Source organism: Gilliamella sp. B2717 (assembly GCF_026536675.1).
GTDB lineage: Bacteria > Pseudomonadota > Gammaproteobacteria > Enterobacterales > Orbaceae > Gilliamella > Gilliamella apicola_I.
The window spans coordinates 1-9,000 of sequence record NZ_JAFNNQ010000076.1 but is presented as its reverse complement, the minus strand read 5'-3'; the positions used below and the strand labels follow the sequence as shown (position 1 = coordinate 9,000).

10 protein-coding genes and 1 tRNA gene are annotated in these 9,000 nt (G+C 35.7%); 2 read left to right on the top strand and 9 right to left on the bottom strand.

Going from position 1 to position 9,000, the window contains the following annotated elements; all coding sequences use genetic code 11:
- Positions 1 to 133: 133 nt before the first annotated feature.
- From J3U35_RS06910 to J3U35_RS06900, 3 genes are read right to left on the bottom strand one after another with little or no spacing between them, the layout of a single operon-like run.
- Positions 134 to 391: a DUF1145 domain-containing protein gene (locus J3U35_RS06910; protein WP_267351250.1), complete on the bottom strand. Its 258-nt coding sequence runs from the start codon at positions 389 to 391 to the stop codon at positions 134 to 136.
- On the bottom strand, positions 391 to 954 hold the full coding sequence (gene rsmD / locus J3U35_RS06905) for a 16S rRNA (guanine(966)-N(2))-methyltransferase RsmD (RefSeq protein WP_267351251.1): 564 nt from the start codon (positions 952 to 954) through the stop codon (positions 391 to 393). Before rsmD ends, J3U35_RS06910 begins: the two co-directional genes overlap by 1 nt.
- Before the next feature lie 13 nt (positions 955 to 967).
- Positions 968 to 3,511 (bottom strand): penicillin-binding protein 1A, encoded by a 2,544-nt coding sequence (locus J3U35_RS06900; protein ID WP_267360427.1) that lies wholly within the window; start codon positions 3,509 to 3,511, stop codon positions 968 to 970.
- Between the two features lie 415 nt (positions 3,512 to 3,926).
- On the opposite strand from J3U35_RS06900, the gene J3U35_RS06895 reads away from it, so the two are divergent.
- Entirely contained in the window at positions 3,927 to 4,331 is a 405-nt protein-coding gene (locus tag J3U35_RS06895) for a protein YgfX (protein WP_267360425.1), read from the top strand.
- 37 nt (positions 4,332 to 4,368) lie between these two features.
- Here the strand turns inward: J3U35_RS06895 and tusA are convergent, their stop codons facing one another.
- From tusA to J3U35_RS06865, 6 genes are all read right to left on the bottom strand, one after another.
- A complete protein-coding gene (gene tusA, locus J3U35_RS06890; RefSeq protein WP_411597448.1) occupies positions 4,369 to 4,608 on the bottom strand; it encodes a sulfurtransferase TusA in 240 nt (79 codons plus the stop codon).
- Positions 4,609 to 4,616: 8 nt separating this feature from the next.
- A complete protein-coding gene (locus J3U35_RS06885) occupies positions 4,617 to 5,432 on the bottom strand; it encodes a Cof-type HAD-IIB family hydrolase (RefSeq protein ID WP_267351257.1) in 816 nt (271 codons plus the stop codon).
- Between the two features lie 121 nt (positions 5,433 to 5,553).
- Positions 5,554 to 6,849, bottom strand: a complete 1,296-nt coding sequence (locus J3U35_RS06880; RefSeq protein ID WP_267360423.1) for a secretin N-terminal domain-containing protein — start codon at positions 6,847 to 6,849, stop codon at positions 5,554 to 5,556.
- A gap of 17 nt (positions 6,850 to 6,866) precedes the next feature.
- Positions 6,867 to 7,238 carry a hypothetical protein gene (locus J3U35_RS06875; RefSeq protein WP_267360421.1) on the bottom strand — a complete coding sequence of 124 codons (372 nt, stop codon included), beginning with the start codon at positions 7,236 to 7,238 and terminating at the stop codon, positions 6,867 to 6,869.
- Positions 7,235 to 7,708 carry a hypothetical protein gene (locus tag J3U35_RS06870; protein ID WP_267360420.1) on the bottom strand — a complete coding sequence of 158 codons (474 nt, stop codon included), beginning with the start codon at positions 7,706 to 7,708 and terminating at the stop codon, positions 7,235 to 7,237. The genes J3U35_RS06875 and J3U35_RS06870 overlap by 4 nt, the downstream gene beginning before the upstream one ends.
- On the bottom strand, positions 7,698 to 8,642 hold the full coding sequence (locus tag J3U35_RS06865; RefSeq protein WP_267360418.1) for a PilN domain-containing protein: 945 nt from the start codon (positions 8,640 to 8,642) through the stop codon (positions 7,698 to 7,700). Before J3U35_RS06865 ends, J3U35_RS06870 begins: the two co-directional genes overlap by 11 nt.
- A 205-nt stretch (positions 8,643 to 8,847) precedes the next feature.
- On the opposite strand from J3U35_RS06865, the gene J3U35_RS06860 reads away from it, so the two are divergent.
- A tRNA-Val gene (locus J3U35_RS06860) sits at positions 8,848 to 8,923 on the top strand.
- Positions 8,924 to 9,000: the final 77 nt, after the last annotated feature.

Here is a 9,000-nt window from a genome sequence, read left to right as displayed (position 1 = left end):
GGTTCGAACTCGCGACCTCAACCTTGGCAAGGTTGCGCTCTACCAACTGAGCTATTCCCGCTTTTTGGAATTCTTCGTAAGAAGTGGTGAGCATTATACAAAAAATTTTTGAGGTCGCAAGATTTTTTTTTAACTATTTTTTATATTTCCAGCTAAGTGATTCAAAAAAACCAAAAATAAATAGTCTAAGTGGTTTAAATTTATCCTCTCGCTTTTCTTGATTGGTCATCGTTGAGTAAAGAATCCAAGCTTGTAAACCGTGCAAAAGCGTAAAAATGAGTAAACCTACATAGGCAACAACATTGGCTGGTGTTGGGTAGGGGTGGATTAAATTGACGAATAAAAATAGCCAAACTATAGAATAAAAAATCTTACCAAATAATATGAACATCAAATTTCTTCTCGTATAAATAGATAACTATGAACTTGACCGGCGGTTTTTTCGCGATGTAAATGCCAGTTATTCGGAATGTAACTCAATACATTGTGATCGATTTCCGTCTCAATGTAGAGGTAGCATGAGGCGTTTAGCCAGTTATTTTTCTCAAGGTAGTTTACCGTATCGGCAACTAAACCTTGATGAAAGGGGGGATCGATGAACACGATATCAAACTTTTTTTGGGCGGGTTTATTCAACCAATTTAAAGTGTCTGTATGGTAGATATCGATAGCATGACTTGCTATGAGCTGTTTATTTTTGTTGAGTTGGCTCGCGACTTGCTTGTCTTTTTCAAGTAACGTCACGCTTTTAGCCCCGCGTGAAGCGGCTTCGAATCCCAATGAACCACTACCTGAAAAACAATCCAGACAGGTGCTGTCATGAATAACTGGCATTAGCCAGTTAAACAGTGTTTCTTTAATGCGATCTGTGGTCGGACGCAACCCTTGCTTGTCAAGTACAGCTAATTTACGTCCTCGCCATTTTCCGCCAATTATTCTGATTGAACCATTCATTATCATACCTCAATTAGAATAGTTCAGAAATGTTACCGTCCGAATCTGTTGTTTCGGTACCGACTTCTTTAGTTGCATAACGGGTAGGCTCAGTGCCTTTAATAAAATATTCTGTCATGGTGTTTGCACCAGATTGTGGTAATAATCCTGTTTTTTGGTCGATTGTAACACTAATTACGTTTTCCGGTTGAACATCGGTAACAACTGGCACATCTTTTAATGCTTCTTTCATATAGTCAACCCATATTGGATTGGCCGTATTGGCTCCGCCTTCAGCGCGGAAGGTTTTTCCTAATTCACGACGATGATCGTCAAAACCCATCCATACAGTTGTGACAATATTGGCACCAAATCCAGAAAACCAAACATCTTTAGATGCATTGGTTGTCCCCGTTTTACCGCCTACATCTCGTCGACCTAAAGCTTTAACACGCCATGCTGTTCCTTGCCAATCTGAACCTCCAAATACCGTTGAACGTAACCCATCTTTCATAATGAAGGCAATATCACTACTTAATGTATGTGGTGCATAAATTGGTGTGATAGGCTTATTATTATTTTCATGATTAATTTCAATGTCAGGAATAATGATATTATCATCCGCTCGGAGATTCGCTTGTTCAGGCTCTTCACTGCCAGATTCATTGGTAGCATTTTCCACATCGTTATTAGTTTGAGGTGTTGAGTCAGTAATAATGAGATCATCTTGACAGTCGTGACAAGCGATAACAGGTTGATGTTGATAGATAATACTTTTATCACTTGTGTATTCAATCTTTTCAATTAGATAAGGGGTAATCAAATAGCCGCCATTAACGATAACAGAATACGCTCTTGCTACTTGTAAAGGCGTAAATGATGCAGAACCTAAAGCAAGCGATTCGTTATGCGAAATATTTTCTTTAGGAAAGCCAAATCGTTCTAAATAAGTGGCGGCATAGTCGATTCCAACCGCACGTAAGGCTCGTACCATCATGACATTTTTAGACATACCTAAACCAATGCGTAGACGTAAAGGGCCTGCGTATTGCGGTGGTGAGTTTTTGGGTTTCCAGGTCGTGCTGCCTGTTGTTCGAACAATCGGTGCATCATTAAGGAGTGTTGCCATTGTTAAGCCATGTTCTAACGTTGCAGTATAGATAAATGGCTTTATGTTTGAGCCTAATTGACGCAGTGCTTGTGTCGCACGGTTAAATTTACTGAGATTGAAATCAAAACCACCGACAATTGCTTTTATCGCACCATTTTCAGAATCCAATGAAACCAATGCCGCATTGACAGTGGGTAGTTGAGACAGTTCCCATAAGTCGTTAACTTTTCTCACCCAGATAAGCTGGCCCGCTTTTAGCACGTCTGATACTTTATGTGGATAAGCGCCTTGTTTATTATCATTGATGAATGGTCTTGCCCATTTCATGCCATCGAACAAAATCTCAACATGACTATTATCAGTTAAAACAATTGATGCTTGTTTATCCGTAGACTTCAGCACAACGGCTGGGCAGATTCCACTATAACAGGTGTATTTATTTAATGTTTCGAGGATTTTTGCGTCATCCCACGCGGTTTCATTTTCTTTCCATAAAATTTTATTAGCACCACGATAACCATGTCGTTTGTCGTAATCAATGATCGATTTTTGTATTGATTCTGTTGCGGCAATTTGGTCTTGTTTTGAGATAGTGGTATAAACTTTATAACCGTCGGTATAGGCTTTTTCGCCAAATTTTTCAAACATAAATTGCCGTGCCATTTCAGCAATATAAGGAGCAGAAAAGGCGATCTGTGGAGAATGGTAACTGACATTTAAAGGTTTTTTTATGGCTTCATCATATTCCGCTTGCGTAATGTAGGATTGATCTAACATTCGTCCCAATACCCAGTTACGTCTTGTTAATGCTTTATTAGGATGCGAAATTGGATTATATGCAGAAGGCGCATTCGGAAGACCAGCCAATAAAGCGGCTTCATCTAAAGTTAATTGATCAGGTGTTTTACCAAAAAAAGTATAGGAAGCTGCTGCAACACCATAAGCTCGTGAACCAAAGTTAATCATGTTTAAGTAAAGTGCCATGATCTCATCTTTGGACAGCTCTTTTTCCATGCGGATCGCTAAGATCATTTCTTTTACTTTTCGAGAAATACTTTTTTCAGAAGTTAAAAAGAAGTTTTTAGCAACTTGTTGAGTAATGGTACTTCCACCTTGTGAAAATCCTTTTTGTTTTAATCCAATATACATTGCGCGAATAATTCCGATTGGATCGATACCAAAATGTTCATAAAATCGGGAATCTTCGGTGGCAATAACCGCATTAATAACCGTTTTAGGTATTTCATCATATTTAAGAGGCGTACGTCGACGTTCACCAAAAATCGCAATTAACTCACCATCTTTACTGAGTACTTGTAACGGTGTTTGTAATTGCACATCTTTTAGTGTAGCAACATCTGGTAGATCCTTTGAATAATAGGCGTAACCAGCTATACCGATGACTAAGCCACACAGTAAGCAACCAGCAAAAAATTTGAGAAAAAACTTTATTACTCTAACTAACATCACTAATCATTCCTACCTAATTGATTTAAGGTAAATTTGGAAATAATTAAAAAAACTCTATTTCCTGTAAGGTTTTTAACTTTTTTTAGGTCGATGAGTATATACTAATTATAGTAAATTGCATAAAACAAAAAGTGATAAGTCCCTTTGTTCGTTTTCAATACTTAGCACTCAATTTAATCGAACAACACAATAAAATACTCTTTCTAAAAATCATTCAATCCTTTTCATTGCACATTAAAAATTTGATTTTAGTGTATCTATCGTAATTTTGAAGTTAACCATATTAAATAAATAAGTAACGATTTATCGTATACGATTCTATGTGCGTGTTGTTTCACAATTATTGATAAATTCTAAAATATTTCTAGCAAAGTATGAGAAAGTTAGACGTTATTATTTTTGGGTGATCATTATGTGGAGTACAAAACTTAAGCAATCTTACTTGCAAATCATCATTTCATCAAGTTTTTATTTATTGTTAATAATGGCTAGCCTATTTTTATTTGCCGATACCTCATTTAACGCCTATACATTTGTGGTGATCATTTTATTGATAGTTGAGTGGTGGCGCAGTCTTAGCTATTTTCAAACAATAACTGGTGAATTAGCTTTATTTCATCACATTAATCAGATTTATTGGCACAATCAGCGATGGCATTTAATGCGAAAACCCTTAATACTTCGTTATAGTCTATTTTTGAATTTGAAATCAAGGCGAACAGGGCAACACTGTACCCTTTTTTTGATGAGCGATAATTTGACAACTAGCGATTGGCGAACACTTCGATATTATCTATATCAACTTGATTTTAATTGATAAACATATCTATCTTTAGTGACATGTTGACCTGCATTTAATGCGTTTTTTTTATCCAGTAATAGAAAGGTGGGCATTCAATTTGTGAACTTAATAGTTCATGATCCATATGCCGGCAAAAGCTGGGAATATCACGAGTTGTTGCCAAATCATCAGCAATCACAAGAAGAACTTGCCCAACAGCAAGCTCTCTCATCGTTTTGCGAACCATCATTATGGGTTCAGGACAGCGTAATCCAATTGTGTTAAGTTCTTTGTCGGCTTTCATTTTTATCAATAATTTGGTTAGGGATTAATTGAAAAAAGTTTATCAAGATAATGCGGTACGGCATCATCAGCATTTGAACCAATCACTTCTAATTCAGGTAATTTTTGTCGTAAATCTGGCGTGGCGTTTTGCATTATACACCCTTTTCCAACCATTTTTAACATTTCATAATCATTCATGCCATCACCGAATGCAATACTATCGTTTAATGCTAATCCTAATTTATCGACCACTTTTTTTAACGCACTGCCTTTGGAAACATTAGCGCCCATAATTTCAAGGCAATTTAATGATGAAAAGGCAATACTGACTTGATCACCATACTTTTCATCAAGCCGATTTTTTAATTTGACTAAATGTGGATGAAGGGCATCATCACTTGTTGTGAAATAGATTTTAGCAATGTCATCTGTTTCAAAGTCAAAAGGATTAAAAAACTCATAAGTAAAGCGGCTTTCTTGATGAAAGCTAAGAGAATAAGCATCTTCTTTGTTAATTAACCACTGATCACCTCGGTAAATATGGGTAAACACTAATGGATCGTCAGTGCACTCTTGGGCGATTTGACTGGCGAGCGTCGGTTCGACATTTTGGCTAAAAATTAAGTTTCCATGACTATCATGAACTCGGGCGCCATTTGACGTTATCATAAATGCATCAATTTCCATATTTTCACGCATTTGCGCAACATCAATATGATGTCGCCCTGTAGCAAAAATAAAATGAATGCCTTTTTGACGTAATGCTTGCAAAACTTGTTTGGTATAAGGTGAAAGACTGTGTTCAGGCGTTAATAAGGTGCCATCTAAATCTGAAGCGACAACATGAAACATAATATTCTCTACTAGTGTAAAAAGTGAAAATCACAATGATTTAAAAAACAATACTTTGAATCCTTTATTGACCTCAAAGTAAAAATATAAAATATAGGGTATGATACAACTCTGTACACATTTACTCAACTAATTGCGGTGTAATAAAAATGACTAATTCTCGCTTTTGTTGCTTTTTATTTTTGTACTTAAATAAACTACCAATAATAGGGACTTGGCTAACATAAGGTACATTATGATCGTTTTTGCTATTTATTTGATGAAAAATACCGCCAAGTACAATTGTTTCGCCACTTTTTACCTTGACTTGGGTTTTGATTTCTTGCGTATCTATAGCGAGGGCTTCACCGCCATCACTGCGTTTAATCGCTTGCCCAGCGGTGTTTTGAGTGATATGGAGATCTAAAATCATACTCTCTTCACCAATGATTTTAGGCGTCACTTCTAATCCTAAAACGGCTTGTTTGAACTCAATGGAAGTCGAGCCACTGCTACCGCTCGATACTTCGTAAGGAATTTCAGTGCCTTGTTTAATTGAAGCCATATTTTGATTGGCGGTCAGTAAGTTAGGACTGGCAATAATTTCAAGTTGATTTTCCGCCTGTAGTGCAGATAACTCTAAATTGAGTAAACTGCCAGACATTTTCGCAAGATTAAAGCCCAGATTAGCTGTTGAACTGGCAGCGCCCAATTTTACATCGAACTTATTGATTAACTGCGAAGGCTGCCCCACATAACCCCATTTAATCCCCAGTTCTGACATACTTTCATCACTCATATTGACAATATGAGCGGAAATATGGACTTGTGGTATTGCTTTGTCCAACAATGTGATAAGACTTTTAATCGCTGTCAATTTGGGGGGAATATCAGTGATGATCAGCGAGTTAGTCCGTTTATCAACAATCACTTTACCACGTTCTGACAATAGCACTTGCTTATGGATGATATCCAATAATGTGTTCAGATCGGCATGCTCAATACGTATAGGTAAAGTATCTAAGGGTAAACGCTGTTCAAGTGATAATTTATCTAATCGTTGTTTTTGATTAATCTGTTCGGGATCTTCCACTTTTGAAATAAATAAGATATTGTCCTCAATTTTGGCTTGTAAGTTAGCGCTATTGATTATAATCATTAATGCTTTATGCCAATCGACATTTTGAAGCTTAATAGTCTGTTTTTGTGCTATGTCTTCAGTCATAATCAAATTAAGTTGTTTACTGTCAGCTAATGCTTGCAAAATAATACCAATATCAGTTTGATAAAAATTTAACGTAATAAGTTCCGAATGGTTTACTTTAGATAATGGATTGTTAGTTGCTGAACTAGTATTGACTTGAGCAAGGAATAAAACAGTGCTAATAATTTGCCATTTTTTGAGGTGTTTTAATAAAAGATATCGGATGTTAGCCATACGTTAATTACCTCATATCACTTGTTTAATGGCATCATCCAGACAATACTATCTTGACAATATTGAGCCAGATTTGCTTGCCAAATAACGTTATCATTCGTAAGCGTTTTGATTTGCCAAGGCAATAACATTGGAGGAATCTCACTATTGATTATTGCTAACCATTGCTGTGTTGACGTTAACCAGATTTGATAATAATTATTGTGCTGTGATTGTATAATTCCGCTAAGTTGCCAGCTTTGTATCTGTGCTAATAATTGGTTAGTTTGTTCGGTACACGATATCAAATCAGTCAGATTGAATGGATCGCGTGCCAAACGGTGATTTGCATCAGCATTAAAGCAAATCATCATGATAAAAATTAAGCTAGAGAATAAATAATGATTCATGTTGTTTCCTTATCGAAAGATAATGTAAACGATATGATTAGATAAGTATTTTGTCGAAGAATCCTAAAATTAGATAAATCAAGATAATAGCTATTGTGGTTAAAGGTCGATAATAAGTTTAGAAAATTAGCAAATTGTCCATGAAGCTCAATATCCCACATCGTTTTGTTATCCGTTCGATAGTATCTGAATGCATGTAAAGTTAACTGGTTTTGTGTAATCGCATGAGCCAAATCTTTTTCTGAAAGTAAAATGAATGATCTATTCATTTGGGTTTGATATCGGTCAATTTGGGTTTGTAGCTGTTTTATTTTTTCACTCTGAATCTGATGCTGTTTAAATTGCTGTTTGGCTTGATTAGCAATATCCTCAATAAAAAATAGATAGCTAATGATGATCATTGTGATGATAGTAACAAAACCGATAGTATATTGCTGCCAAAGTGGGCGATTAAAAAAATCACTCTTCATTGAATGTGATTTCCATTTTAAATGACAAATTGTGTTCTTGTCTGGTTATGTCATGAATCTGACTTTTTATGATGTTATCCTGTCGTAATAACGTTTGATTAAAATTGATAATCTCAATATGACGAAAGCTATAACCAGAAATCATCACTTGTTGCGGTTGATAATGGAATGATTCTAACCATATAACAGGTGGTAATTGTTCTGAAAGTAGTGTTAAAACGTGATAAATTTGTTGTTGGCTAACCGACAGCTTAGGAATAAAAGTTGCTAATTGTTGAGTTAACCGTTTTTCGTTATGTTGTTGTTCGACATTTAATAGGGTGTAATGACTGAGTTTAAGTTGCGTTTGATGCCATAAATAACCCATAGAACAGCAAGCAATCCCCATTATGCACACCATAGTAACAAGTAACGAAAATTTCTGCCTTTTCTGTTTTTCTTGTCGCCAGGGTAAAAAATTGATTATCTCTTCATTAATTACTCCACCAATACAGTGTAATCTTAAATTGTGTTTTTTAAATAAATCCAGCCACTCATTGACATAATCACGTTTACATATTGTTACATTAAGATAAGATTTGTCAGCAGAATAAATAAAATCATAACAGACGTTTGTAGCGGTGAGTTCAAATAATTGATAAATCGATGCTTCAACATATAAAGCTAGTTCGCCTAAGGCTAAATTAAGTGGTGGAAGTTTGAGTTGTTTGGTTTGGAAATCATTTTCATTAAGATAAAGTTCAAAAACCGATTGTGTTGGAATACGGTTCTTCAGCTCAAGAATCAGTTGTTCAACATCATTCAAGTTTTGATAAGGGTAGTTAACGGTAGTCTCATTTTGTTTTGCTGTTTGAGTGTTAACCAAATAGATAATTTGATACCGTAACCATTGGGGTTCAATATATATTTTAATACGACATTTTCGGATAAACATGATCGATTGTGTACTTATGATTTTAAATTACCTTATGACCAAGCATAATAAGGATTGATTAAATAAAAATGAAAAAAAGGGATTTTTGCGAAGTATTACGCAAAATAAGATTAAAATTAAATCGAACAAAGTTAATTTTGCGAAATTATGAAAAAAAAGGTTGACTGAAATAAGACGTGCCTTATAATGCACATCCACACGGTAAGGGTGATTAGCTCAGTTGGGAGAGCACCTCCCTTACAAGGAGGGGGTCACTGGTTCGAACCCGGTATCACCCACCACTTTTAGTAATTTTCTATGGGTTGTTAGCTCAGTCGGTAGAGCAGCGGACTTTTAATCCGTTTGTCGAGCGTTCGAA